The sequence below is a fragment of the Tessaracoccus sp. genome (assembly GCF_016714275.1).
Taxonomy (GTDB): Bacteria; Actinomycetota; Actinomycetes; order Propionibacteriales; family Propionibacteriaceae; genus Arachnia.
The window spans coordinates 1,625,108-1,651,670 of record NZ_JADJNP010000001.1; the positions used below are offsets into that span (position 1 = coordinate 1,625,108).

Consider the following 26,563-nt stretch of genomic DNA (forward strand, 5'->3'; position numbering starts at 1 on the left):
CCGAGGAGCGATTGATCAATGGTTCCGTAGATCAGCTGAGGGAGGTGCCGGGTGGCAGTGACCATGCAGGACGTCGCGCGCCTGGCCGGCGTCTCGGTGAAGACCGTCTCGAACGTCGTCAATGAGTACGTGCATGTCTCCGCGAAGACCCGCACCCGGGTGCAGGAGGCCATCGACGCCCTCGGCTACGAGGTCAACATCAGCGCCCGCAACCTGCGCACCGGCCGCACGCGCCTGATCACCCTTGCGTTGCCCGAGTTGCGCGTCCCGTACTTCGCGGAACTCGCTGGGGCGATCATCGCCGAGGCGGACAAGGTGGGCTTACGGGTGCTCGTCGAACAGACCAACGGCGACCGCGAGCGTGAGCTTGAGCTGCTCCGTGGTAGCGCCAGCCGCATCGTCGACGGCGTCATCTTCTCCCCACTCGCGCTCGGTCCCGACGACATCGAGCACTTCTCCGTGCGATTCCCGATGGTACTGCTGGGCGAACGCATCTTCGGCTCCCCGAACGACCACGTGACCATGAGCAACGTGGAGGCGGCACAGGCCGCGACGAAGCACCTGATCGACGCCGGGTGCCGCAGGATAGCGATGATGGGGGCGCACGCCGGCGAGGTGGTCGGGTCGGCAGCGCTGCGCGAGCGCGGCTACCGCGCGGCGCTCGCCGAGGCCCGCATCCCCGTGGACGAGCGCCTCATCGTGGAGGCAGGGCCCTGGCATCGCACCACCGGTGCGGGCATCATGGACAGCTTCCTCCGCCACGGCCTCGACATCGACGGCATCTTCGCGGCCAACGACTCTCTGGCCTTGGGCATCCTGCACAGCTTGAACGTCCACCGCATCGCGGTGCCGGACGCGATCGCCGTGATCGGCTTCGACGACGTCGAGGACGCGTCGTTCGCCCACCCCACGCTCAGCACCGTCCAGCCCGGACGCGCCCAGATCTCCCGGGAGGCGGTTCGCCTGCTCCTGTACCGCATCGCCGAGGCGGCCGACCCGTCCCTCAGGCGCCTGCCCGTGCAGAACATCCAAGCCGGTTTCCAGGTCATGCAAAGGGAGTCCACGAGCCGTGGCTGACGGCCCGAGGACTCCCCTTTTCTGGCGCTACTGACCGCCGAGGCCCGTCGTAGCGACGGCCTTGATGATCTGACGCTGGAACAGCATGAACACGATGATCAGCGGCAGCGATGCGACGAGCGCCGCGGCCATGGTCTGGGCGTAGATCACGCCGTAGGCGTCCTTCACCGTGGCGAGGCCGACCGGCAGCGTCATCAGGTCCGGGTCGTTCGTGACGATGAACGGCCACATGAAGTTGTTCCACGCGCCGATGAACACGAAGATCGCGACGGCGGAGACGATCGGTCGCGAGATCGGGATCACGATGGCGGAGAAGATCCTCCATTGGCTGGCGCCGTCGACCCGGGCGGCGTCCTCGATCTCCTGGGGGATGGCGTCGAAGAACTTCTTGAAGATGAACACCATCGTCGGGGCAACGAGCTGCGGCAGGATCACGCCGGCGAACGTGTCGACGGCGTTCAGCAGCACCATCTGCTTGAACAGCGGCACGATCAGGATCTGCGTCGGGATCATGATCAGCGCGATCGTGCCCGCGAACAGCCAGTTGCGGCCGCGGAAGCTCGTCCGCGAGAACGCGTATCCCGCGAGCGCGCAGACGGTGACGCCGACGACCGTGACGATGCTGGCGATGATGAACGTGTTGCCCATCCACAGCAGGACGTCGCCGCGCGAGAGCACGGTGCGGAACTGCTCGAGCGTGAAGCCGTCCGCGGGGATCCACTCCAGCGGAAGCCGCTGGGCCTGGAGCTCCGTCTTGAACGCGGTGACGACGGCCCATACGAAGGGGACGAGCCAAGTGACGGCGAGCAGGACGAGCACGCCGCCCGCGAGGATGCGCGCGGTCTTCGAGCTGCCGAGCGCGAGGGTGCGCGCCCGCTTCAGCTCCGCGGCGTGAGTTGCCCTAGACATTGCGGTTCCTCCTCTGGATGATGAACTGCAGGACGAGCGTGATCAGGATGATCAGCGCGAAGTAGACGTAGCTGATGGCCGACGCGTAGCCGACCCGGTAGTCGGTGAAGCCCGTGTCGTAGACGTACTGCAGGATCGGCCGCGTCGAGCCCTGCGGACCGGGGCCCCCGTTGAAGGCGATGAACATCTGGTCGAAGATCTTCAGCGATGCGATGACCTGGAGCACGACGACCAGCATCGTGGTGCCGTTCAGCTGCGGCATGGTGATCGACCAGAGACGGCGCCAGGGGCCCGCGCCGTCGATCGAGGCCGCCTCGTAAAGGTGGTCGGGGATGGCCTGGAGCGCGGAGAGGTACAGCAGGAAGTTGAAGCCCACCGTCCACCACAGCGTCAGGATCACCATCGCCCACATCGCAACGCCGGGCTGGGTCAGCCACTGCGGGCCCGGGATGCCGATGGCCTCGAGCGCGTTGTTGATGAGGCCGAGCTGGGGCTGGAAGAGCCACACCCAGATTTGGACGACGACGGCGACGGGCAGCAGGTACGGGGCGAAGAACGCGAACCGCCACAGCCACTGCCCTGGCATTCCGGTCTGCACGAGCAGCGCCATCGCGAGCGCGACGACGACGAGCGGGACGGTGCTGAGCAGCGTGAAGAGCAGGGTGTTGCCCATGGTCTGCCACATGACAGGGTCAGAGAACGCTTTCACGTAGTTGTCGAAGCCGACGAAGCCGCCGCGTCCCATGAGGGACTGGCTCGTAAACGAGAGGCCGACGCCGTAGAGCGTGGGCACGATCAGGAACGCAACGACCAGCAGCAGGAACGGCGCGACGAACGGCCAGCCGCTTCCGGTGCGGGCGGTCGTGCGAGAGGTTGTGTTAGCCATGTCTCACCTCACGCTGGGGGTTGGGTCTGGAGGGCGGCGTTCAGGATGTCCTTCAGCTGCTGGGCGGTCTTGCCCGGGTCTGCGGAGTTGAGCCATGCCTCCTCGATCGGCACGCCGAAGGTGCCCTGGAAGGTCGAACCGGAGCCGGTGAACCAGGCCTGCGGGTCGAAAACCGGGTTCTCCATCGCATCGGCATAGTCGGACTGCGGCTTGATGGCCTTGTACTCGGGAGAGTTGACGACGTCTTTGTAGGCGGGGATGTGGCCGCCCTGCGCCCAGTCGAGCGAGTTCTGGAGCATGCCCGCCGCGATGCGGTAGGCAGCCTCGCGGCGCTCCTCGTCGACGACGCTCTGGTGCGGCAGCACGAAGGAGTGCGCGTCGCCGTACGTTCCGGGGCGGTCGAAGATCTGCGGGCACGACATCGCGCCCAAGGGGAGTTCCGCCCCCTTGAAGGTGGCAACCTCCCAGTTGCCGTTCCAGTTCAGCCCGAGCGACCGTTGGAGAAAGACGCGAGCGAACTGCCGTAGTCCTGGTTACGCAGCGCGATGGAGTCATCGAGCCACGACTGGACGAACTTGACGACCTCGGCCGCTGCGTCCGTGTCGAACACGGCCTGGGAGCCCGGGTTGAGGACGACATCGGCGCCGGTCTGGTGGTAAAGACCCCAGAACATGCGCGACATCTGGGCACCGTCGGAGGTGTAGCCGTAGCTGATGCCCTGCTGGCCCGTAACCTTCGCGACCTCTCGGCCCACCTCGACGTAGCCGTCAGGCGAATCGACGCCGACGAGCCGACCATTGCCGTCGAGGACGCCGGCCTGGCCGCAGATGTCCGTGTTGAAGAACTGCACGAACGCGTGGAAGTCGAGCGGCAGCGCATACATCTTGTCGCCCACGAAGGCCCGCTCCCAGAGCGCAGGCTGGAACTTGTCCTCCGTGATGCCCATGCTGGCGAGCCTGTCGAGATCCCACGGGTCGAGGAGCCCGCCGGGCGCGTAGCCGAAGACCCTGGTCAGGTGCATGACGGCGAGGTCGGGCGCGCGCCCGCCCACCGACGCCATGGTCAGCTTCGTGTAGTAGGGCCCGCCCCAGGTGAGGACGACGGGGTTGATCTGGTACTCCGGCAGGCTCTCCTGCACGGTCTGGATCATGCTCTGGAACACGCCGCCGTCGCCGCCGGTAAACAGGTGCCAGAGCTGTACGGGGACGCGCCCGTCTGCCGTCGCCGAAGCGCAGGCCGACAGGGCGCCTGCCACGCCGATCGCGCCGGCCCCTTGGATCAGCCGCCGTCGGCTGAGTCGTGTGGAAATAGGTGTCATTTGCGGATGACCTCCTCCGTTGGTGGTCCTGCCGCCCGACAGTAAGTCAAATTTACATCGATGTCAACGCATTCGTGTTAGTGTGAGTCGACCGCACCGGCGCGGCACCAGAGACAGCCGAACCCTTCACCCTCAGGAGAAGACCATGAGCGAAGCGCGCATCACCTTCACACCGGACTTCGTCGTCGGACCCGTCCGCCGACGCACGTTCGGGTCGTTCGTCGAGCACCTCGGACGGTGCGTGTACGAGGGCATCTATGAGCCCGGCCATCCCACCGCCGACGCCAAGGGTTTCCGCGGCGACGTGATCGAGCTCGTGCGGGAGTTGGGCGTCAGCACCGTCCGGTATCCCGGCGGCAACTTCGTCTCCGGGTACCGCTGGGAGGACGGCGTCGGCCCGCGCGACCAGCGGCCGCGGCGCCTCGACCTCGCCTGGCACTCCACGGACCCCAACTGGGTGGGCCTGGACGACTTCATGGACTGGGCGCATAAGGCCGACATCGAGCCGATGATGGCCGTAAATCTCGGCACCCGCGGCGTGGCTGAGGCCCTAGATATCCTCGAATACGCCAATATTCCTGGCGGCACGACGCTCTCCGACCAGCGCCGGGCCAACGGCGCCGAGGAGCCTCATCGGATCACACTCTGGTGCCTCGGCAACGAGATGGACGGTCCCTGGCAGACCGCCGCCCGAACGGCCCACGAGTACGGCCGGATCGCGAGCCAGACGGCGAAGGCCATGCGCATGGTCAACCCGGACCTCGAGTTGGTTGCGTGCGGCTCGTCGAACTCTGGCATGCCCACCTTCGGCACCTGGGAGCGCGAGGTGCTGCAGGAGTGCTTCGACGACGTCGACATGATCTCCGCGCACAGCTACTACTGGGTCAAGGACGGAGACCTGCAGGGGTTCCTCCTCAGCGCCGTCGACATGGACCGCTTCATCGCCTCCATCGCCGCGACGGCCGACGCCGTAGCCGCCGCCAGGAAGTCGACAAAGCGGATCGGAATTTCTTTCGATGAATGGAATGTCTGGTACAGCGACGGTGAGGCTTCGCAGACCCCCACCGGCGACGACTGGCCGGTGGCTCCGCATCTGCTCGAGGACAACTACACCGTCGCCGACGCGGTGGTCGTCGGCAACCTGCTGATCAGCCTTCTCCGGAACACCGACCGCGTCTGGGTCGCGAACCAGGCCCAGCTCGTCAACGTGATCGCACCGATCATGACCGAGGTCGGCGGTCCGGCGTGGAAGCAGACCATCTTCCACCCGTTCGCGCTGACCGCTCGCCACGCGCAGGGCGAGGTGCTGCGCGTCAATCTCGACGCGCCGATCATCGACTCCCCGCAGTTTGGCGAGGCGCCGGCGATCGACGCCGTGGCCACGCACGACGTCGCCTCCGGCGAGACCGCGGTCTTCCTGGTCAACCGCAGCGCCACCGAGACGATCACCGTCCGGGCCACCGTCCCCGGCGCCCGCTTGGTCGAGGCCGTCACGTTCCACAACGAAGACAACCAGTACAAGGCCAGCGCCGGTGACCACGACTCCGTCGTGCCGCAGCCGAACGCCTCGGCTTCGCTGACCGACGACGAGCTCTCCCTCGACCTGCCACCGGTCAGCTGGTCGATGGTGCGCCTCGGCTGAACCCTCGCTGCGAACGCGGCTGGGCCGCTCCGGCCGCATCGCCTCCTGTGACACAATGGCCGCTGCCAACCGCTGAACCGATCGAAGGGGGTCTGGTATGGCGGCGACCATGCAGGATGTTGCCAAGCTCGCGGGGGTCTCCGCGAAGACGGTCTCCAACGTCGTCAACAACCACCCACGAGTCAGCGCTGCGACCAGGGAGCGGGTGCAGGACGCGATCGACAAACTCGGCTACGAGCTGAACCTCACGGCACGAAACCTCCGGCAGGGCAGGACCGGGCTGATTGGCGTGGCGCTGCCGGAGTTGAAGCTCCCCTACTTCGCGGAACTGGCCGACTCGATCATCTGCGAGGCTGAGGCAGTCGGGCTCCGCGTGATGATCGAGCAGACCAACTCCGACCGTGCTCGCGAGATCGACGTGCTCCACGGTCAGCGACGGCTCATGACCGATGGCCTGATCTTCTCGCCGCTCGCGCTGGGTCAGGAGGACATCGGTCTTTTCAGGGTGGACTTTCCCTTGGTGTTGCTCGGCGAACGAGTGTTCGGCTCCGTCAACGACCACATCACCATGAGCAATGTCGAGGCAGCCAAGGCGGTTACCCGCCACCTCCTTGAGCGGGGGCGCCGCCGGATCGCGGTCGTCGGCGCGCACCCGGGAGAGCGGGTAGGCTCGGCCGCGCTGCGTGAACAGGGGTACCGCGAGGCCTTGCGCGACGCAGGGCTCCCCATCGATGAGGCCCTCATCCGGACGACCGTGATGTGGCACCGCAACACCGGTGCGACCGCGACCGACGAACTACTCGAAGACGGCGTCGACTTCGACGCCGTCTTCGCTCTGAACGACACGCTCGCCATGGGTGTCCTGCGGAGCCTGCATTCCCATGGTCTCCGAGTGCCGGACGACGTCGCGGTCGTGGGATTCGACAACATCGACGAGGCGGCATACACGAGGCCAACGCTCACCAGCGTCGCGCCCGGCAGAGAACAGATCGCACGCGAAGCGGTCGAACTGCTCACCTTGAGGATCGGCGAGACCCGCCTCCCCCTGGAGAGCCGAGCACCGATTAAGCGCATCCTTGCCGACTACGAGGTTGTCGTTCGGGAGTCGAGCGGCTGACGCCGACGGTCAGGGGTGGCGCGGGTCAACGGGCACGCCGACGATGTGCAGCCGCCTGCGTGCCAGCCAGGCCGTCAGAAGCGCGATGAGGCCGGGCGCAAGTAGGACCGCGGCCACCGGGGCTACCCATACCAGGACTCCGATCGAGGCCAGACAGGTCAACCACACCAGCACGTGACCAGGCGACACGAGGGGCATCACCAGGGCGATGCGCCACAGCGACCAGGCCGTAGCCTCCTCGGCCGCCGGAAGCGCCAGCAGGTTGACGAGGAAGCCGATGGCGAAGAACAACCACGCCGCGACGACGGCGGTGAGCACCAGGGCCGTCCCGGCCCAGGGACCGCTGAACCCCCGCAGGATCCAGAAGTCCAGCGCCAGGACGGCCACGGCGAGCGTCGCAGGCCACCCGACTCGGTTAGCCCGCGCAAAGCTGGCGCGCCACGCATCGGCATACTCCCGGATCGGCTGTCCGCTCGGCTCTTCCGACAAGAGCCGGTGAAGGACGTCGCAGGCGGCAACCCCGGAGGGAAGCCAACCGAGAAGAACCGCACCGGCAGCGGTCCCCAGCAGCGAGAGCACGGAGACCTCGACCGTTTGTGTCACGCGACCGAGCCAGCGCATCGCCGCGTGGGACCAGTCGCCGGCCTCGCCCGAGCCCGCCACGTCAGCCCTTCGAGCCACTCAGCGCGACCGACTCGATGATCTGCTTCTGGAAGGCCACGAAGATCGCGAAGACCGGAATCAGCGCAATCACCGACGCCGCCATGATCAGGGGATAGTCCGTCTGGATGGCGTAGTTGGCATTGAAGTTCGCGATGACCACCTGCAGCGTCTGCTTTTCCGGCGTGTTCAGGTAGATCAAGGGCGCGAGATAGTCGTTCCACACCGCCATGAACCAGAGGATGAACTGCGCCGCGATAGCCGGCCGGATCAACGGCAGGATCAAAGATCCGAAGATCCGGAGGTACCCCGCTCCGTCGATCTTGGCGGCCTCGATCAGCGAGTCGGGCACGCTGTGCAGATACTGCCGCAGGAAGAAGATCATCATGATGTTTCCGAACAGGCCGGGAATGATCAGCGGAAGCAGCGTGTCCACCCAGTTCAGGTTCGCAAACATGACGAACTGCGGGATCATCAGCGTGGGGAACGGAATCATCAAGCCGGCAAGCATGCCCAGGAAGATCGCGTTCTTCCCGGGAAGGCGTAGTTTCGCGAACGCGAAAGCAGCCAGCGTCGACGTGATCGATCCGACGATCGTCACGGTCAGCGACACGACCAACGAGTTCTTTATGCCCGAAAGCAGCGGACCTGCCGACCAGACGCGCACATAGTTCTCCCACTGAGGAACCGGCGGGATCCACTCAGGGGGAAGCGCGAACACGCCCTCCTGCGTCTTGAGCGACGTCGACACCATCCAGAGCAGAGGGGCGACCATGAAGACGCCCCCGATCAGTAAGGCGATCGCAACGAGGATGCTGCCGGTGCGGTAGCTCTGTTTCATCGATCTGGCCACGTCACTCCACTCCCTCGTGCGAGTTGCGCGCGTTCAGCCAGAACTGGAACGCGGTGATGGCGAAGACGAGGGTTCCCAGCAGCACGGCCATCGCTGAGGCATAGCCCATCTGCAGGTTCGAGAACGCCTGGCGCCAGATGTACCAGACCACCGATGCCGAGGAGAACTCGGGCCCTCCCGTGGGGGTCATGATGTTGATCTCGGTGAAGATCTGCGAGCCTCCGATGATGCTCGTGACCACGAGGAAGAACGTGACCGGCCGCACCATGGGCAACGTGATGTGGAGGAATCTCTTGAAGGAACCTGCGCCGTCGAGTTCCGCCGCCTCATAAAGCGTCCGAGGAACGCTCTGCAGGGCGGCGAGATAGAGGAGCATTGAGTATCCCAGACCCTTCCAGACCGCCATGATGATCAGGGCCAGCTTGACCGTGCGGACGTCCTGAAGCCAGTTGGGGCCGTCGATGCCGAAGACCGCGAGCGCCTGGTTGACGAGGCCGAAGTCACCGTTGTACGCCCATTGCCAGAGGATGGAGACCGCGGCCAGCGACGACACCACCGGCACGTAGTAGATGGATCGGAAGAACGACTGACCCGGCATCCTACGATTCATCGCCAGAGCGAGAGTCAGCGAGATGACCAGGCCGATCGGGATGCCGATCATGTAGAAGAAGGTGTTGTACAGCGACTTCAGGAAGTAGGGGTCGTTGAAAGCCTGGACGTAGTTGGCGAAGCCCACCCAAGTCGGCGAACTCAACATGTTCCAGTTCGTGAAGGACGCGTAGACGCTGTACAGGAACGGGGCGATCACGAAGATCAGAAAGCCCAGCAGCGGCGGCGCGATGAAGGCCGCCGTGACCCTGTGCTCCCGGCGGTAGAGGGTGGATGTGCGTCGACTCTGCGGCGGTGTCGGCGTGTCGATCAGTAGTGCGCTCATGCGGTTCTCCGACGTTGGGACGGGACGGACCCGATTGAGGGGTCCGCCCCGTCAAGTGGGTTATGGTCAGCGCCCCGCGGCCTGATTGGCCTGGTCGAGCTTCTGCTGCATTCGCGTCTGGACCCCCGGGAGCCATTCCGCCGCTGTGACCTTGCCGTCGAGGACCTGCTGGATGTCGACCCAGAAGTCGTCGTACCACTCGGGCGACCACGTGGTCGCCGCCGGCAGCGCACGGCCGTACCGGTCCGCGATCTTGACGAACTCCTCCCGGTTCTCCGGCTTCCCCTCCTGTTCGAGGTACTCCCCCTTCGCCATATCGACGAGGTTGGGGATCTGGATGCCTGCCTGGTAGAGGCTGCGTTGCGCGTCCTCGTCCGCCGAGAGGAACATCGCGAGCTGCGTCGCGAGTTCCGGATGCTTCGTCTTGTTCGATACCGAGATGCCGAGCGACCCCAGCCAGGTGGCCGTCTGCCCCGTCCTTCCAACTGGATAGGGAATCAAGTCCCAATCGAAGTCGAGCTTCTGATAGGTGCTCACGTCCCACGGCCCCACCGGGAAGAAGCCGATCTGACCGCGCATCCATCGCTGATAGGTGTCCATGGTCTGCGCCTGCTCGATGGACGGGGTCGACTTGTCGATCAACTGAATGTCGGCGAAGTCCTGGAGTGCCTCCGCGAACTCCGGTGTATCGATGGTGACCGTACGACGTTCGGGGTCGGCCCAGTCCGCGCCGTTCGACCAGACCCACGCCTGGAGGTTCCACACAACGTTGAGGCCGGTCCCCCACTGCTCGCCGCTGGTCAGCTTCTTGGCGACGTCGCGGAACTCAGACCACGTGTACGGCGTGTCCTTGTCGGGCAGCGGGATGCCGGCCTTCTCGAACATGGTCTTGTTGTACCCGAAGGAGAACGGACCGACGTCCTTGGGGAGGCCGTAGATGTCGCCCTGGCCGACCCTGTCGCCGTCGAAACGGTACGAGTCGACGCCGTACTTCCAGATCTTGCTGATGTCCAGGCCGGCACTCGCGATGTCTGGTGACATGCTGCGGACGACGCCGTTCTTGGCGAACGCCATGACAGATCCCTGTTCCAGGTAAAACACGTCCGGCACTTGGTTGCCCGCGATGGCCGCCTGGAGCTTGGTGCGGTACTGGTCCGCGTCAGTGACGATCACCTTCACCTTCGCTCCGGTCTGCTGCTCGAACTGTGCGATGGCTTTGTTGTACGCCTCCCGCTCGTCCGCTCCGCCGCGGAACATGTAGGTGAGCTCCGCCCCTGCTCCGGAGCCGCCGCCCGTCGTTCCCGACGTGCCCTGCGGGCTGGGCGTGCCGCTTCCTCCGCATGCGGTCAGTCCCGCCGCCACGGCCGTTGCTCCGATGCCGGTCAGCAGTGAGCGGCGGGAGATTGTGTTGGACATACTCGCCCCTTTCGTTTCAGGGTCACGGCCACGCGATTGCCTTCCTTGGCGATGTACGAGGTGGCCAAGACCGGGTTACTCCTGGGTATCAGTCTGAAGGTAATCGATGAACATATCAACCCGGCGACCGACGTCGAGCGAGTCAGAATTACGCTCAGTTACGGGGTTGACCCAGGGAAATCCGCTTGCCATGATGATGATTCATCGATGTACCTATCATCAACGCAGGAGTTGATCCGCCTTGCGCACCGCACGCCTCACCATCAATCCCACCTTCGTCGTCGGCCCCGTTCGCCGCCGCACCTTCGGCTCCTTCATCGAGCACCTCGGACGTTGCGTCTACAGCGGGATCTTCGAGCCCGGGCATCCTCGTGCCGACGAGGAGGGGCTCCGCACCGACGTGCTCGAACTCATCCGAGAGCTAGGTGTCTCCACGGTCCGCTACCCCGGCGGCAATTTCGTGTCCGGCTACCGCTGGGAGGACGGCGTGGGGCCCGTCGAGCGGCGACCCCACCGCCTGGACCTCGCGTGGCACTCCTCCGACCCGAACACGTTCGGCACCGACGAGTTCATGCGTTGGGCCGAGAAGGCCGGCGTCGAACCGATGATGGCCGTCAACCTCGGCACCCGCGGCGTGCAGGAAGCCCTCGACCTCCTCGAGTACTGCAACGTGCCAGCCGTATCGCACTTCGCCGAGCAGCGCCGGGCCAACGGGGCCGACCAGCCCTACCGCGTCAGGATGTGGTGCCTCGGCAACGAGATGGACGGCCCATGGCAGATCGGCCACAAGACGGCGGCCGAGTATGCCCGCCTCGCGGCCGAGACCGGCAGAGCCATGCGAATGATCGACCCGAGTCTGGAGCTCGTCGCCTGCGGCTCCTCGGGCCGAGCGATGCCGACGTTCGGCGAGTGGGAGCGCGAGGTACTCTCCGAGACCTGGGACCAGGTCGACATGATCTCTGCACACGCCTACTACTGGGAGAAGGAGGCCGGCCTCCAGGAGTTCCTTGTGAGCGCCGAGGACATGGACCGCTTCATCGACCAGGTAGCCGCGACCGCCGACGCCGTGGGCGCCGCCAGAAAGAGCGAAAAGGTCATCGGGATCTCGTTCGACGAGTGGAACGTCTGGTACCAGGATCGCACGCCCTCGCTCCCTCCAACCGGGGACGACTGGCCGGTCGCTCCCAGGCTCCTAGAGGACAACTACTCGGTTGCCGACGCCATCGTCGTCGGCAACCTCCTGATCTCGCTGCTTCGCCACACCGACAGGGTATGGTCGGCCAGCCTGGCGCAGCTGGTCAACGTGATCGCGCCCATCATGGCCGAGCCCGGCGGCCCAACGTGGAAGCAAACAATCTTCCATCCCTTCGCCCTCACCTCCGCATACGCGAAGGGGAAAGTCCTCCGGGTCGTTCTCGACGGACCCACGATCGCCAGCCAGGAGTTCGGAACGGTCCAGGCCGTCGATGCCGTAGCGACCTGGGACTCCGACGAAGGGGCGATCTTCATGGTCAACCGCCATGAGCGAGAGGCCGTCGCGATGGAGATCGCCGTGCCACCTGGCCATCGGTTGGTCGAGGCGATCACCCTCGCTCACGACGATCCGCGGTGGCAGGCAAGCCCGACGGACGACACCACCGTGGCCCCTCGGTCCAACGACACCGCGGTCCTCCACACGACAGGGGTGGCCGTCACCCTCCCCCCGGTCTCCTGGACGATGCTCAGGCTGGCCCGGTGAGCTCTCGGCACTGGGCGGCCGCCGCGCTAGGATGCGCAACGCTTCTCGCAGGATGCAGCCAACCAGAATCCGCGGCTCGACCGGTCGCTATCGAGATTCCTGTGTCGGGCGACACCCGGGTGCATGATCCGGGCCTGGTCGTCGGCACCTCCACACGTCCCTGGCTGGTCTTCTCGACCGGCGACCTGCGGGTCGGCCTGGGCGCCATCCAGCTCCGGACCTCACCCGACGGCAGGGAATGGACCGACGCCGGGGTGGTGTGGACGCCCTCGACGGAGCCGGTCTGGGCCGTGGAAAAGATCACCGGCGTCGAGAACTTCTGGGCACCTGAGGTCCTTGTCCACGATGGCACGTGGTACCTCTACTACGCGGTCTCCACGTTCGGGTCGAATACCTCCGCCATCGGACTCCGGACCAACGACTCGTTCGACCCGGAACGGCCGTCCGACGGGTGGATCGACCGCGGCGAAGTGTGGAGTTCGGACGGCACGCGCAACTACAACGCCATCGATCCCACCCTCCTGATCGACCAGGACGGCCAAGGATGGATGGCCTTCGGCTCGTTCTGGGGCGGGATCCAGCTACTCCCCATCGACTTTCCTTCAGGCAAGCCCCCGGTGGGTGCAGAGCCGGCGACGATCGCCGACCGCGGCTCGCCGCCGAACGCCATCGAGGCGCCCGCGTTGCTGCACCGCGACGGGTGGTACTACCTCTTCGTGTCGTTCGACTCATGCTGCAGAGGCACCGCGAGCACCTACAACATCAACGTCGGGCGTGCCCGCGAAGTCCAAGGACCCTACCTCGACGCAGACGGCGTCGCTCTCTCCGAAGGCGGCGGCACGCTCCTGCTGGAGGCTGAGGGCGACCGGATCGGACCGGGAGGGCAGTCGGTGTCCGGCAACGTCATGGCCTTTCACTACTACGACGCCGCCCTTGCCGGCGAGCCTCGGTTGGCTCTCCGTGAACTGGGGTGGACAGCTGATGGCTGGCCGATCCTGCAAACCACCGCACCCGAGGATTCCTAGTCGTCACCAGGACTACTCGTCGCAACAGGCGGCTACCTGCCCGCGGAACCTCTTAGGTCGTGCATCAGGTCGCGGTACTCGCGGCCGAGCCAGTCGTGGAGGCGGGTGTAGGCGCGGTAGAGGCGGTCGTAGGCCGCGGCGTTGCCGGGGTTCGGCAGGTAGGTCTTCTCGCCGCGCCGGCCCATCGAACGGGCCGCCGTCGGGACGTCCGGATAGCGGCCGGCCGCAACCGCGCCATGGATGGCCGACCCCAGCGCCCCGCCCTGCGCGGAACCGACGGTGGCGATGGGTAGCTGCAGGACGTCGGCGTAGAGCTGCATCAGGAACGCATTCTTCAGCAGCCCACCCGCCGCGACGACCTCAGTGATCTCGACGCCCGCGGCTACGAAGGTGTCGACGATGGTGCGAGTGCCGAACGCCGTCGCCTCGATGAGCGCGCGGTACTGATCCTCGGGGCGCGTCCGCAGCGTCTGACCCACGATGACGCCGGACAGCTCGTGGTCGACGAGCACGGAGCGATTGCCTGAGTGCCAATCGAGCGCGACCAAACCGTGCTCGCCCACCGCCTGCTGCGCGGCGAGAGCGGTCAAGTGCTCGTGCACCGAGATCCCGGCGGCCGCGGCGGCCTCCGCGTAGGAGGCCGGGACGCAGTTGTCCACGAACCACGCGAAGATGTCACCCACACCCGACTGCCCGGCCTCGTAGCCGTAGCTCCCGGCGACGACGCCGCCGTCGACGACACCGCCCATACCGGGCACCTCGCGCAGTTCCGTGCCGCACACGATGTGGCACGTCGAGGTACCCATGATGGCGACGAGCTGGCCGGGGTCGACGGCCTGGGCAGCGGGAGCGGTGACGTGCGCGTCGATGTTCGCCACGGCGACAGGGATGCCCGCGCGCAGACTCGTGCGCACCGCTCCCTCTGCGGTCAGCAGCCCGGCCCGCGCGCCCAGCGGCACGATGGGCACGTCGAGCTTCTCCGTAACGAGGCCCGAGAACCCTGGGGCGAGCGCATCGAGGAACTCCGCACTCGGGTAGCTGCCGTCCTGGTAGAGGCCCTTGTAGCCGGCCATGCCCGCGCCGCGGACATAGCTCCCGGTGAGCTCCCAGACGATCCAGTCGCCCGCCTCGACGAGGTAGCGCATGGCGCCGTACACCTCGGGCGCCTCCTCGTACAGCTCGAGCGCCTTCGGGAACTCCCACTCCGCCGAGACCAGTCCGCCGTAACGCGACAGCCACGGCTCGTTCCGCGCGGTGGCGAGCGCCGTGATGCGGTCTGCCTGCGACTTCGGGGCGTGGTGCTTCCACAGCTTCGCGTAGGCGTGCGGGTTGTCGTGGAACTCGTCGGTCTCACAGAGCGGTGTGCCGTCGGCGAGGACGGGGATGAAGGTGGCTGCCGTGAAGTCGAGGCCGAGGCCGACGACGTCGGCAGGGTCGGCGCCCGCATCCCTGAGGGCCTCGCGCACGGCCGTGCGGAGCACCTGACGGTAGTCGTCGGGGTTCTGCAGCGCCCACCCCGGGGGCAGCCGACGCCCGTCGCCGGCCGTGAATCGCTCCTCCATAACCTTGTGCTCGTACTCGTGCACCGCGGTCCCGAGCTCCGCGCCGTCGCTCACCCTGACCACAACGACGCGGCCCGACAGCGTGCCGAAGTCGATCCCTACCACCAGCTCGTCGGCCACGTCTCGTCCTCCTCGACGGGGCCCGACCCGGGCCCGTTTCCGCTCACCCTAGCAGGAGGTCACACACCGCTTTCAACGATGTAGGAACCGAGCGTCGCACGCATCTCCTCGGTCAGCGGAACAGGGCGGAAGTCCTTGTCAGCACACACTAGGACGGTGCGGCCACGCGCCAGGACAGAGTCGCCGTCGATGATCTCCGCGGCCAGCGTCAACGACGACGTCCCCAACCGCACCGGCGCGATGCGCGTGGCATACGGCTCAAGGCGGTGCTCGATCTGAGCGATGTAGTCGACGTCTTGACGGGCCACGAGCCAGAGATGCTCGCTGCCCTCTGCGCCCGCGCGAGCCATCGTCGGATCCCAGGCTGTCGTCGCCGTGACGCGCGCCTGCTGCAAGTAGTCGTAGACCTTCGCGTTGTTGACGTGGCCGTACGCGTCGAGGTCGGTCCAGCGGACGAAGAGCGGCACGGCCGTCGCGCGCCCGTCGAGGCCAGGCGCCGCCAACTCCCGGAACGGCTCGGCGTCGATCCTGTGCTCCTGCAGAAATGCCCGGTATTCCGGCCGCAGTCGCACGGGGCGCTGCAGGTCGAAGTCGAAAGGACACAGCACCGTGCGCGCCGCGACCACCTCGCGGGCCGCACCCGCGCCCTCAGATGCGAACACCCGATAGGCGATCTCCAGGCGTGCCGCGCCCAGCGCGGATACCCCCAACTCCACCCGGACCGCCCCAGTCTCATAGGAGATCGAACCGCGGAACTCCACCTGGTGCGAGACGACGATGATCCCGCTGTCGAGCAGATCCGACGCCGGCCCCCGCCGAAGGAACGCGACGCGGGCCTCCTGCAGGTAGTCGACGATGACGGCGTTGTTGACGTGCCCCTGCGCGTCGAGGTCAGACCAGCGCAGCGGGCATTCGACGACGAACACTCAGTCTTCTTCCTTCGGGTACAGCCCGTCGACGATGTCCTTGTACTTGTCCGTGACCACCGAGCGGCGGATCTTCATGTTCGCCGTCACGCCGTCGTTCTCCACCGTCAGCTCGTGGTCGAGGATGGCGAACTTCTTCACCGTCTCCCAGCGCTCGAGCTTCTCGTTGACCCGCGCCATCTGGCGCTCGATGGAGGCCTTGATCTCGGGACGCTGCGACAGCTCGGCGTAGCTCCCAGTGTGGCCGTGCTTGTCCGCCCACTTCTGCAGCAGCGCGGGGTCGAGCACGACGAGCGCCGACACGAACTTCCGCCCCTCGCCGACGGCGATCGACTGCGCGATGTACGGAATGTTCGCCTGGATCGCGCTCTCCACCTTCTGGGGGGCGACATACTTGCCGCCCGAGGTCTTGAAAAGGTCCTTCTTGCGATCGGTGATCTTGATGATGCCCGCGGGGCTGATCTCGGCGATGTCGCCGGTGTGATACCAGCCGTCGTCGGTGAGGACCTCGGCCGTCTTGTCCGGAAGGTTGTGGTAGCCGGGCGTGATGATGGGGCCGCGGAGCAGGAGCTCACCATCGTCGGCCAGCTTCGCCTCCATCCCGGGCAGGACCGGGCCGATGCTGCCGAAGTGTGGGTCCTCCGGGAGGTCAAGCGTGGCGATCGCGCTGGTCTCGGTGGCGCCGTAGCCCTCGACGATCAGGATGCCCGCACCGTAGAACCACCGCTGCACCTGCGGGCTGAGCTTCGCCGAGCCCGAGATCATGAACCGCATGCGGCCCCCGAGGCGCTCCTTCAGCTTCGAGAACACGAGCTTGTCGGCGATCTTGTACTTGACCGCCAGCGCGCCCTTCAGCTCGCGGCCGGCCAGTCGGTCGTCGATCGACGCGTAGCCGACGGAGAAGGCCCACCGCGCGATCTTCGCCTTGACGCCCGTCGCATTGGTCAGGACCGCGCCGCGGACCTTCTCGAAGATGCGCGGGGCACCGCACATGAAGGTGGGGCGCACCTCGCCGAGGTTCTGGACGATCTTGTCGATCCTGCCGTCGACGGCCGACGCGAAGCCGTAGGCCAGCTGCACCGCGATGAGGGCCTTGCCGAACACGTGACTCAGAGGAAGCCAGAGATACTGCAGGTCGTTCTCATCGAGCTCGTTGAGGTGCTTGGTGGCCGCACCCTCGTACACCCACGACAAGTGGTTGAGCCGCACGCCCTTGGGGCGACCCGTCGTTCCGGAGGTGTAGATCAGCGTGGAGAGGGTGTCGCGGTTGGTGCTGGCGATCGAGTCGTCGACGGCGCTGGGGTGCTCGGCGAGGTAGGCGACGCCGTCGGCCTTGAGCTGGTCGTAGGAGATGATGCGGTCGCTCAGCTCGACGCCCGCGGGGTCGATGACGACGATCGTGCGGATCTGCTCTGCGAGGTCTGCGAAGCCGCTGATCTTCTCCACCTGCGCCGCGTCCTCAGCGACCAGGATGACCGACCCGGAGTCCGAGAGAACGTAGTGGACGTCGTCGGGGCCGGTCGACGGGTAGATGGTGGTGGTGGCGCCGGCGGCGGCCGCGATGGCGAGGTCGACGAGGATCCACTCGATGCGGGTATTGGAACAGATCGCGACCCGCTCCTCGTAGGCGAGACCACGGGCGAGGAGGCCCGCGGCCAACTGCTCGACGATGTCGTTGGTCTGCTTCCAGGTGAGCGTCACCCAGTTGGTGGGTTCAGCCGTCCCCTGCGGGTAAAGGAATGCCCTGCCATTCGGCGTTTCGGCGACCCTCCTCCGCAGCATGTCCCCCACACTGTTGGCTGCCTGCTCCAAGAGCTGATCTCGAATGTCCACGCTGAAACCCTCCGAATCGGTTGGAGGCAAGCCTAACGGGTCCCGGGACACACCACTAGGACGTTCGCTCACAACTGCTTGAAGAATCAACTTTCATGGTAAGGTGGGCCGCATGTCGGAACCGGTCGCAGGGTGGCTCTCCCAGGAGCAGCAGCGCATCTGGCGCGCCTACCTCCTGGCGAACGCGCACATCAACGAGTACCTGGAGGCAGCACTCCGGGCATTCGATCTGAGCCTCGCGGAGTACGAGCTGCTCGTCCGGCTGAGCGAGTCCCCGGGCCAGACCATTCGCATGGGCGAGTTGGCGGCTTCCGTGGGCCATTCGCGCTCACGCCTCACCCACACGGCCAAGCGGATGGAGTCCGCCGGCCTGATCGCGCGCTCGGCGTGCGACTCGGACGGCCGCGGGGTGCAGGCGTGCCTGACACCCAAGGGCCTCGCGCTCCTGGAGCGCGCCGCGCCCGCGCATGTCGACTCGGTGCGCCGCGTGTTCGTCGACGCCATCGACGCCGACGACTACATCGCCCTGGGCCGCGCGATGGAGGCCGTGCTGGCGGTGGCAGACTAGGCGCCGTGAATCGCGCCCTCCTCACCCCTGAGCTTCCGCTGTTGGCCGAGTTGGGGGACCTGGCGGAGATCGTCGACACCTCAACACTGACGCGCGCCCTGTACTCCAGCGATGCCTCGCTCTACCGGATCGCGCCGGCCGCCGTCGCCCGCCCGCGCACCGCCGACGAACTGGTCACCGTGGTCCGGGCCGCGCTGAAGGTCGGGATGCCGATCACCGCGCGCGGCGCCGGCACCTCGTGCGCGGGAAACGCCGTCGGTCCAGGGTTGGTGATCGATGTCGCGCGACACCTCAACCGGATCCACTCCATAGACCCCGAGGCCCGCACCGCCGTCATCGACCCCGGTGTCGTGCAGGAGCAATTGCAGTCCGCCGGCCGCCCGTTCGGGCTGCGGCTGGGGCCCGACCCGTCGACGTCGTCGCGGTGCACCGTCGGCGGCATGATCGGCAACAACGCGTGCGGACCCCGCGCGCTGGGCTATGGACGCATGGCCGACAACGTGGTCAGCCTCGACATCATCGACGGCAGGGGCGAGCTGGTCACGCTCGGCGTCGACGACCTTCCGGAACTGCGTGCGCTGGTGGCCGCGAACCTCGGGGTGATCCGCACAGAGTTCGGCACGTTCATCCGCCAGGTCTCCGGCTACTCGCTGGAGCACCTGCTGCCGGAGCGCCGGTTCGACGTGCCGAAGTTCTTCGCCGGGACGGAGGGCACGCTGGGAGTGATCGTTCGTGCCACCGTCCGGCTCGTCGCGGACGCACCGCACCGCGTGATGGTGGCGCTGGGCTACCCCAGCATGCCCCACGCCGGCGACGACATCTCCAACCTGCTCGACTTCCGCCCCACCGCCTGCGAGGGGCTGGACCGCCGCATCGTCGACGTCGTCGTCGGGAAGTTCGGGCCCGACGCCGTCGGCGTGCTGCCGGAGGGCGACGGCTGGATGTTCCTGGAGGTCGTCGGCGATGATCCCGCCGAAGTGCGCGCGCGCGCCGAGGCGATCGTCGCGCGCGCCGCTTCGACGGAGGGCTGGGTCGTCGACGACCCCGTCCGCGCCGCGCAGCTCTGGCAGATCAGGGCCGACGGTGCGGGCCTGGCCGGGGTGAGCCTCGAGAAGCCGGCGTACGGCGGCTGGGAGGATGCGGCCGTCCCGCCGCAGCACCTGGGAAGCTACCTCCGCGAGTTCGACGCGCTGCTCGCGAAGCACGGCCTGCACGGCCTCCCCTACGGGCACTTCGGCGACGGCTGCGTCCACTGCCGCATCGACTTCCCCCTCGAGGCGCCCGACGGGGCAGCGCGGTACAAGGCGTTCGTCGACGAGGCCGCCCGCCTCGTCGCCCGATTCGGTGGCTCGATGTCCGGCGAACACGGAGACGGCCGCGCCCGCTCCGCGCTGCTCCCCTACATGTACTCGGCCGAGGCGCTGCGGATCTTCGGCGCCGTCAAGGCCATCTTCGACCCCAAGGGCCTGATGAACCCGGGTGTGCTCGTCGACCCAGACCCCGTCGAGGCGAACCTGCGCATGGTCGCGGCCAGCCGGTCTCCACTGTCGAGCACCGACGCCGAGTTCGTCGAGGCCGTGCACCAATGCTCGGGAGTCGGCAAGTGCCTCGCCAACTCGACCGCCGCAGGCGGCGTGATGTGCCCGAGCTTCCAGGCCACGCGCGACGAAAAGGACTCGACGCGGGGCCGCGCCCGGGCGCTGCAGGAGATGGTCAACGGCTCGCTGATCTCGCAGGGCTGGCGCTCCCCCGAGGTCCACGCGGCGCTCGACCTCTGCCTTTCCTGCAAGGGCTGCGCACGCGACTGCCCCACCGGCATCGACATGGCCGCCTACAAGGCGCGGGTCACACACGAGCGTTACAAGGGTCGGCTACGCCCCCGCAACCACTACGCGCTGGGCTGGCTGCCGCGCTGGGGCCGCCTGATCACGACGGTGCCGGGCCTCGGCGCGCTGATCAACACCGTCGGCAAGGCCCCCGGCCTCGGCCGCGCCCTCCGCTGGGCCGCCGGCGTCGACGCCCGCCGCGAGATCCCGAAGTTCGCCTCCCGCACGGCCCGCTCGCAGCTACCACTGCTACCACTGGTTGAGCCGGGCAAGAAGGGCCGCGTCCTCATCTGGGTCGACTCGTTCTCCGACTGTTTCGAGTCGCAGTCCTTCGCCGCGATGGTGCAGGTGCTCGTCCGGCTAGGCTACGAGCCCGAGGTCCTGAACGAGACCGCGTGCTGCGGGCTGACCTGGATCTCCACCGGACAGCTCGACGGCGCCCGGCGCCAGCTCGCGAACGCGGCGAGGGTGCTGGCCCCCTACGTCGCCGACGGCGTGCCCATCCTCGGCGTCGAGCCGTCGTGCACCGCGGTATGGCGGAGCGACGCCCCCGAGCTGCTGCCCGACAACGCCGACGTCGCGGCGCTGAACGGCGCGGTCCGGACCCTGGCGGAGTTCCTCGCCGATGACCCCGACTTCGTTGCCCCGGACCTTCGTGGGCACACGATCGTCGCTCAGCCGCACTGCCACCACGCGTCGGTGCTGGGCTGGGCAAAGGATCGCGCGCTCCTGGCCACGACGGGCGCCGAGCTCGTCGTCGTCGGCGGCTGCTGCGGCCTGGCGGGCAACTTCGGCGTCGAGATCGGCCACCACGACGTGAGCGTGAAGGTCTTCGAGCACGACCTCGGCCCGGCGATCGAGGCGCATCCCGACGCCATCGTCCTCGCCGACGGCTTCAGCTGCCAGACCCAGCTCCAGTCGCTGGCCGGCCGCGCGTCGATGTCGCTCGCGGAGCTCCTCGCCACGCACTGAGAAGCAGCCTCCCGCCTCTCCTCCGCGCCAAAACCCTCTCCCCTCGTCACTGACCGACCAAGTCCTGACGGATAAGTGCTGTCGCATTAGGGTTCTCCCAAAATCGGGGGTTTGCGAAGCATTTCGGTGTACTTTTTCGGCGGAACGCCGAAAAACCCACCCTCTATCCTTATCCACAGACAGAGTCGAGTTATCAACAGTGCGCGGCAGGCCCCTGGCTTTCTCCTCATCCCCGGCGTTTCCTTGGGCTATGCACTCCGCTCTCTACGACGCCCTCGCCGTCGACGACATCCTCAGTCGGCGCCAACACCCACACCTCATCGGACGTATCGACGCGGCAGTAAAGCGCGGCGAACTCACGCCGCTCCTGCCGGGAACGTACGCTCCGACGCGACGTCGCTCTTCGCCTCGCTGGGTGGACGGTGCTCCGGTTCACGGCGGAGACGATGGACACTCTGATGCCCGTCCTTCGTCGGCTCCTGGCCAAGGTCGCGTAGGCCTACAGCCGAACGACGCCGGAAAGGTGCGGCGAGATGCTCTGCAAACGTCCAATTCGGCAGAGCCTCAATCTGACAGCACTTACCCGTCGGGTTCGAATGCGGGCGCCGGCAAGGTTCCGGTCGTCGCGACCGCTGGCGGGGCACTAGCCTGCGAGCATGACTGACCAGGACGGCGCCCTATCTGCCCAGCTGGACGCCGCCGGCGGGGCACTGCCCGTGCTGTGGATCTGCGGAGCCCCGGGGTCCGGCAAGTCAGCGGTCGCGTGGGAGCTGTTCTGCAGCCGCGATGATGAACAGGTCGCCCACGTCGATATCGACCAGCTCAAGATGCTCGCACCTGGGCCGAGCGACCCCTTCGATCTGGCTGTCGCCAACCTCGCCAGCATCGTTGACGTACATCGCGATCTTGGCACCCAAGCGTTGATCGTCTGTGGCGTTATCGACCCGGATCAACTCCCGGTTCTGGAAGCCGGCGTAGCGGGGAAGGCCGTCGTGACGTGGTGTTGCGTGGACGCCGACGACGACACGCTGGGCCGTCGCATCCGAGAGCGAGGCTGGCCCGAAGAACTGGTCGACATGGTCCTCGCCGATGCGCACGCCTGGCGGACTGCGCCGCTGGCCGCTCGCATCGACACCTCTGCCACGACTCCCGCCGACGCTGCAAGAACGGCCGATACGCTCCTGGCCCTGCGGCCTACCGCCACGGGCCAGGCGTCTCTGAGAGTCGAACCGGGCGACAGTAGTGACCTCGTGGTCATCTACGGGCCGCGCGCGGTGGGAAAGTCCACGATCTCGTGGGGCCTGTTCATGGATTGCGCCGGCAGCGGCGAGCCAACCGGTTATCTCGACGCGGACCAGCTCGGGTTCATCCACGCCGACGGCGTAGTACGCGACGAACTGATCCAGCGCGCCGTTGTGTCCTTGAGGCAGAACTTCGCCGACGCCGGTGCCGTCCGAACCATTGTGAACGGCAATCTGACGCCGCCCCTGATCGCGACCCTCCGTGGGTCCCGGGCACGACTGGTGCACCTGGACGCACCGCGGGACGTACTCGCCGACCGCATCACCGCTCGCACCGGTGGGAACAGCGCCCGACTGGCTGGTGATGACCTGAAGGGTGCCAACAGCCACTCCCAGGCCGCGGTGCTCGCGCATGCTCTGCGGCAGCGTGGCGAGTACGCCGCAGTCGCCCTGCCGGTTTACGCCGTCGATGTCAGCGGGGCTGACCCCGACGAGCACGTGCGAACGCTCCGCGATTCGCTGGCACGCAACCGGGCCGGCTCCTTCAGCGAGCCCCCTCGGCGGGTATCGACCACGGCGAGTGTTGCGTGATCATCACCGGGGCGCCCGCGAGTGGCAAGAGCACGCTGGCGCGTCGGCTCGCCGAGCATCTGGAACGCTCCGCATGGCTGGGCGGGGACCAGATCCACTCGCTCGTCGTCGGGGGCCGCGTGTGGGCGCTGGGGGAGCCGAAAGACGAGGCCGACCGTCAGACTCGCCTGGGCAACCAGAACCTCGTCGCTCTGGCGAAGAACTGCGCCGAGGCCGGCTTCACGCCGGTCGTCGACTGGATCATCCCAGACGGCGAGCAGCTGGCCCAGTTCGTCGAAGGGCTCGCATCGCTACCGATATGGCTCATCGCCCTCGACCCAGGAGCCGAGGCCTGCCGCGAGCGGAATCTGCAACGTGACGACCCGTTCGACTTCAACGGGCATGACGAACTCGTCGACGATATGAGAGCTGTTTTCGGATCCAACGCATGGTGGATCGCCTCGACCGACCAAAGTGCTGACGAAACACTCCGACTAATCCTGGACAAGGGTCGCGCCAACCACCGCAACGGCGTGGACCCGTCTGGGCGGGAGTGACTCCAGGACGCCGACGAGCGGCCGTCGCCCCGAGTTCCACGGAATGCCGATCTGACAGCACTTATCCGTCAACACCGCCGAAGGCGGCGGAGGAGCAGCACGGATTAGCCCGGCAGAAACCCGGCGAAGTGGTGCAACCCGCCACGTTTCTGAAATAATTAACCAGTAGCGGGTTTTAATTGTCCTCATCCGGGCTGGTCTGTTTGGGTTGATTGTGCCGCATGGCGCGGCGGGTGGCAATGCGGGTCGCGCGGGCGTCGGCTAGGCCGTCGCGGCGGGCCTTGCGGATCGCGTCGCCGCGGCCGTAGTGCTCGTCGGCGGGGGTGACGTAGCCGATGCCCTCGTGGAGTCTGACGTTGTTGTAGTGCTCTCTTCTGGCGTCTAGTTCGGTGCGCATGACGGCGGGGTCGTCGATGGTGTCCAGGTGTGGGTGTTCGGTCTTGAGGTGGCCGAAGAATGTCGCGCGTCAGACTATGTGGCAGGGGTAGTTAGTTGCTGAGGCAACGCCCCTATCGAAAGGTCTGAGTCATGAGTCGTCCCCCGACGATCCCGGTGGAGAAGAAGCTCCGCATTGTGTTGTCCGTGCTGCAGGGTGAGATCTCGATCGCTGAGGCGGCCCGTCGTGAGAAGGTGTCCGAGCAGGCGATCGGGAACTGGAAGCGTCAGTTCCTCGAGGGCGGGAGGGCCGGCATCGAGGCGGGCAAGTCCAAGCCCTCGTCGCGGGAGCAGCAGCTTCAGGACGAGGTCGCCGAGCTGACCCAGGCCCTCGGCGAGGCGGCGGTCGAGATCCGTGTGTGGAAGAAGAGTGCCGAGGGCCGTCTGGGCCCTTCGAGGACCTCGAGGTGATCCGTGTGGCAGTCGGGCATGTCGACCGCGAGGTTCTGCAAGCTGATCGACATGCCCGAGCGGACCTGGCGGCGCTGGCAGGCCAAGGTGAAGACCGAACGGCCGGTGAAGGGTCCGTGGCCGCAGCCGGCGCGGGACGCGGCCCGGCCGCTGGTCACCGCGCATGCGTTGAAGAAGCCGGAGTGGGGGCATCGGAAGATCTGGGCGATGACCCGCCACGACGGGCATAAAGTGTCGCAGGCAACCGTGCTGCGGCTGCTGCGCGATGACGGGCTGATCCTGCCGTCCGAATATCAGAAGCAGCGTCGGGAGCTGGCGAAGGACCGCAAGGCCGCGTTCGCGAGGAACCCGACGGGACCGAATCAGGTGTGGCAGCTGGACTTCAGCGAGTTCGAGACCACCACCGGCGGGACGTGGCGGATCGCGGGGTGCCGGGACTGGTTCTCCAAGGTCGAGCATCCGTTTCACACGTCACCGACGGCGAATCAGCATGACGCGATCGCCGCGATCGAGCTCGCCCTCGCCGACTACGAGGTCATGTTCGGGCACCCGCTCATCGACCAGTGCGAGGTCGATGCCGAGACGGGAGAGCTACTGCCCGTCGTCACGATCGTCACGGACAACGGCGGCCCGTTCCGGTCGCTGAACTTCGAGCTGTTCATCATGCGCCACCCCGAGCTGCGGCACGTCCGCACCCGAGTGAAATCGCCCGGGCAGAACGGGTCACGCGAACGCGGGTTCGGGACGCTGAAGTACGAGCGGCTGTTCCTCGACGACATCCCCGACGCGCTCACGCTCGTCGAACGCGCCGAGGACTACCGCATCGAGTACAACGAGATCCGCCCGCACGAGGCCATCGCCTGGAACCGGCCGATGGAGGTGCACCTGGGCCTGGCCGACCCCACCATCCCCAACTTCGAAAGAGAAGAAATCCTGCCAACTACTTGACGCGGGACAAGGCCGCACCACCCTCGCCCGCCTCCTCAACACCGACTTGGAGGCCCACCATGCCTGACCGCATCCCCCAACTCGACGACCTCGCCACCGCCGCAAAGGAGACCCCCATGCTGTCCCCAGCAGAGATCCGACGCCGCGGCGACCGCCGCCGCGCCACCCGCCACACCACCAGCGCCATCGCCGCCGTCCTCGCCCTCACAGTTGGCGGTGTGACCGTATGGAACAGCCCCCTCCTCGACAACATCCGCACCCCCCAATGGGCGGCCCCGGGACCCACAACACCAACCACCCAGACGCCGCTGAACCCGCTCACCTCACCTTCGCAGCCGGCCGACCCCACGGGCTCCCCTGTCGCGCCCGCAGTCATCCCTCCGACCTGGGCCAACCTGCCGACCGCGGAGATCTTCAACGCCCGCCAGCAGGCCCCGTGGGTGTCCCTCGTCGGCGAGTTCGAGGGCGAAGGCGAGTCCGGCCGGGGTTACTGCGATCCGGGCCGCATCTACGGCACGCCGAGTACGGAACTAGTGAGGGTCTTCGGCTCACCCGAAGCGGAGATCAGCGAGTCCATCTGGGCCACCGTGCTGGGTTACCCGTCGGTCGAGCGTGCCGAGCAGGCGTTCGCCACGCTGCGCGACGGCGTCGCGAACTGCCCCGAACGCATCGAGCAGATCGGCAAGTACCCGAACCCCAAGGGCTACGACAACACCGCCGACCTGCCGTTCGACCCGGAGTGGGCCGGTGGCGCCCCCACCGACCACGCGTTCCTGACCAGCGTCGGAATGGACCCGCCGGGTGAGTTCGGCGGCCTGTTCTCCGACACCCTGCTGGTACGCGCCGGCGACCGCGTGCTGTGGGTGACCCAGGACGTCTACGGCCCGGACCACAACTGCTCCATCGCGCCCGACGACGAACACATTCCCGAGCAGTGCCTGATCCCGGCCGCTATGCAAGAGACGGTCGAAACCCTGGTCAAGTAACCGCCTCCCCCGGAGCCACACGGGCCCCAGCGC

Annotated in this window: 23 protein-coding genes and 1 pseudogene; 12 read left to right on the forward strand and 12 right to left on the reverse strand. The window is 66.9% G+C overall.

From position 1 onward, the window contains the following. Positions 1-51: 51 nt before the first annotated feature. Positions 52-1,077, forward strand: a complete 1,026-nt coding sequence (locus IPJ61_RS07505) for a LacI family DNA-binding transcriptional regulator (protein WP_297104907.1) — start codon at positions 52-54, stop codon at positions 1,075-1,077. Between the two features lie 27 nt (positions 1,078-1,104). Here IPJ61_RS07505 and IPJ61_RS07510 read toward each other — a convergent pair whose 3' ends face one another. The 4 genes from IPJ61_RS07510 to IPJ61_RS07525 are packed head-to-tail and all read right to left on the reverse strand — an operon-like array spanning position 1,105 to position 4,190. Next, on the reverse strand, positions 1,105-1,986 hold the full coding sequence (locus IPJ61_RS07510; protein WP_297104908.1) for a carbohydrate ABC transporter permease: 882 nt from the start codon (positions 1,984-1,986) through the stop codon (positions 1,105-1,107). Next, positions 1,979-2,872, reverse strand: coding sequence for a carbohydrate ABC transporter permease (locus tag IPJ61_RS07515; protein ID WP_297104911.1), 894 nt, complete (start codon positions 2,870-2,872; stop codon positions 1,979-1,981). Before IPJ61_RS07515 ends, IPJ61_RS07510 begins: the two co-directional genes overlap by 8 nt. An 8-nt stretch (positions 2,873-2,880) precedes the next feature. Next, positions 2,881-3,294: a hypothetical protein gene (locus IPJ61_RS07520; protein WP_297104915.1), complete on the reverse strand. Its 414-nt coding sequence runs from the start codon at positions 3,292-3,294 to the stop codon at positions 2,881-2,883. Between the two features lie 59 nt (positions 3,295-3,353). Further along, on the reverse strand, positions 3,354-4,190 hold the full coding sequence (locus tag IPJ61_RS07525) for a type 2 periplasmic-binding domain-containing protein (RefSeq protein WP_297104918.1): 837 nt from the start codon (positions 4,188-4,190) through the stop codon (positions 3,354-3,356). A 145-nt stretch (positions 4,191-4,335) separates the two neighbouring features. On the opposite strand from IPJ61_RS07525, the gene arfA (IPJ61_RS07530) reads away from it, so the two are divergent. Both arfA (IPJ61_RS07530) and IPJ61_RS07535 read left to right on the forward strand, forming a co-directional pair. Beyond that, positions 4,336-5,832 (forward strand): arabinosylfuranosidase ArfA, encoded by a 1,497-nt coding sequence (gene arfA / locus IPJ61_RS07530; RefSeq protein WP_297104921.1) that lies wholly within the window; start codon positions 4,336-4,338, stop codon positions 5,830-5,832. A gap of 97 nt (positions 5,833-5,929) precedes the next feature. Next, complete coding sequence (locus tag IPJ61_RS07535; RefSeq protein WP_297104925.1) at positions 5,930-6,949, forward strand: LacI family DNA-binding transcriptional regulator; 1,020 nt, start codon at positions 5,930-5,932, stop codon at positions 6,947-6,949. A gap of 9 nt (positions 6,950-6,958) precedes the next feature. Here the strand turns inward: IPJ61_RS07535 and IPJ61_RS07540 are convergent, their stop codons facing one another. The 4 genes from IPJ61_RS07540 to IPJ61_RS07555 all read right to left on the reverse strand — a co-directional run bounded on the left by IPJ61_RS07540 (position 6,959) and on the right by IPJ61_RS07555 (position 10,812). Next, complete coding sequence (locus tag IPJ61_RS07540; protein WP_297104928.1) at positions 6,959-7,612, reverse strand: YesL family protein; 654 nt, start codon at positions 7,610-7,612, stop codon at positions 6,959-6,961. A 1-nt stretch (position 7,613) separates the two neighbouring features. After that, positions 7,614-8,450 (reverse strand): carbohydrate ABC transporter permease, encoded by an 837-nt coding sequence (locus IPJ61_RS07545; RefSeq protein ID WP_297104931.1) that lies wholly within the window; start codon positions 8,448-8,450, stop codon positions 7,614-7,616. Between the two features lie 13 nt (positions 8,451-8,463). Next, positions 8,464-9,396, reverse strand: a complete 933-nt coding sequence (locus IPJ61_RS07550) for a carbohydrate ABC transporter permease (RefSeq protein ID WP_297104934.1) — start codon at positions 9,394-9,396, stop codon at positions 8,464-8,466. A 66-nt stretch (positions 9,397-9,462) separates the two neighbouring features. Further along, positions 9,463-10,812 (reverse strand): ABC transporter substrate-binding protein, encoded by a 1,350-nt coding sequence (locus tag IPJ61_RS07555; RefSeq protein ID WP_297104936.1) that lies wholly within the window; start codon positions 10,810-10,812, stop codon positions 9,463-9,465. 241 nt (positions 10,813-11,053) lie between these two features. Between IPJ61_RS07555 and arfA (IPJ61_RS07560) the strand changes: the two genes are divergently transcribed. Both arfA (IPJ61_RS07560) and IPJ61_RS07565 read left to right on the forward strand, forming a co-directional pair. Beyond that, positions 11,054-12,550, forward strand: a complete 1,497-nt coding sequence (gene arfA, locus IPJ61_RS07560) for an arabinosylfuranosidase ArfA (RefSeq protein ID WP_297104939.1) — start codon at positions 11,054-11,056, stop codon at positions 12,548-12,550. Positions 12,551-12,651: 101 nt separating this feature from the next. Beyond that, positions 12,652-13,575: an arabinan endo-1,5-alpha-L-arabinosidase gene (locus IPJ61_RS07565; RefSeq protein ID WP_297104942.1), complete on the forward strand. Its 924-nt coding sequence runs from the start codon at positions 12,652-12,654 to the stop codon at positions 13,573-13,575. 32 nt (positions 13,576-13,607) lie between these two features. Here the strand turns inward: IPJ61_RS07565 and araB are convergent, their stop codons facing one another. The 3 genes from araB to IPJ61_RS07580 are packed head-to-tail and all read right to left on the reverse strand — an operon-like array spanning position 13,608 to position 18,016. Beyond that, positions 13,608-15,257, reverse strand: coding sequence for a ribulokinase (araB, locus tag IPJ61_RS07570; protein ID WP_297104946.1), 1,650 nt, complete (start codon positions 15,255-15,257; stop codon positions 13,608-13,610). Positions 15,258-15,316: 59 nt separating this feature from the next. After that, positions 15,317-16,183, reverse strand: a complete 867-nt coding sequence (locus IPJ61_RS07575; protein ID WP_297104948.1) for an acyl-CoA thioesterase — start codon at positions 16,181-16,183, stop codon at positions 15,317-15,319. Beyond that, positions 16,184-18,016, reverse strand: coding sequence for an AMP-dependent synthetase/ligase (locus IPJ61_RS07580; protein ID WP_297104952.1), 1,833 nt, complete (start codon positions 18,014-18,016; stop codon positions 16,184-16,186). A 112-nt stretch (positions 18,017-18,128) separates the two neighbouring features. On the opposite strand from IPJ61_RS07580, the gene IPJ61_RS07585 reads away from it, so the two are divergent. The 4 genes from IPJ61_RS07585 (at position 18,129) to IPJ61_RS07600 (ending at position 23,750) form a co-directional block, all read left to right on the forward strand. After that, complete coding sequence (locus IPJ61_RS07585; protein WP_297104955.1) at positions 18,129-18,584, forward strand: MarR family winged helix-turn-helix transcriptional regulator; 456 nt, start codon at positions 18,129-18,131, stop codon at positions 18,582-18,584. A 5-nt stretch (positions 18,585-18,589) separates the two neighbouring features. Beyond that, a complete protein-coding gene (locus IPJ61_RS07590; protein WP_297104958.1) occupies positions 18,590-21,382 on the forward strand; it encodes an FAD-binding and (Fe-S)-binding domain-containing protein in 2,793 nt (930 codons plus the stop codon). A gap of 656 nt (positions 21,383-22,038) precedes the next feature. Then, positions 22,039-23,214 (forward strand): hypothetical protein, encoded by a 1,176-nt coding sequence (locus IPJ61_RS07595; protein ID WP_297104960.1) that lies wholly within the window; start codon positions 22,039-22,041, stop codon positions 23,212-23,214. After that, positions 23,211-23,750: an AAA family ATPase gene (locus IPJ61_RS07600; protein WP_297104963.1), complete on the forward strand. Its 540-nt coding sequence runs from the start codon at positions 23,211-23,213 to the stop codon at positions 23,748-23,750. Before IPJ61_RS07595 ends, IPJ61_RS07600 begins: the two co-directional genes overlap by 4 nt. A gap of 175 nt (positions 23,751-23,925) precedes the next feature. On the opposite strand, the pseudogene IPJ61_RS07605 reads toward IPJ61_RS07600, so the two are convergent. Then, positions 23,926-24,195: pseudogene (locus IPJ61_RS07605) on the reverse strand (hypothetical protein); the annotation flags it as partial. Positions 24,196-24,278: 83 nt separating this feature from the next. Between IPJ61_RS07605 and IPJ61_RS07610 the strand changes: the two are divergent. From IPJ61_RS07610 to IPJ61_RS07620, 3 genes are read left to right on the forward strand one after another with little or no spacing between them, the layout of a single operon-like run. Further along, a complete protein-coding gene (locus IPJ61_RS07610) occupies positions 24,279-24,596 on the forward strand; it encodes a helix-turn-helix domain-containing protein (protein ID WP_297104965.1) in 318 nt (105 codons plus the stop codon). An 18-nt stretch (positions 24,597-24,614) separates the two neighbouring features. Further along, positions 24,615-25,544, forward strand: a complete 930-nt coding sequence (locus IPJ61_RS07615) for an integrase core domain-containing protein (RefSeq protein ID WP_297103143.1) — start codon at positions 24,615-24,617, stop codon at positions 25,542-25,544. A gap of 59 nt (positions 25,545-25,603) precedes the next feature. Further along, positions 25,604-26,530, forward strand: a complete 927-nt coding sequence (locus IPJ61_RS07620) for a hypothetical protein (RefSeq protein ID WP_297104968.1) — start codon at positions 25,604-25,606, stop codon at positions 26,528-26,530. The last annotated feature ends 33 nt before the right edge of the window (positions 26,531-26,563 follow it).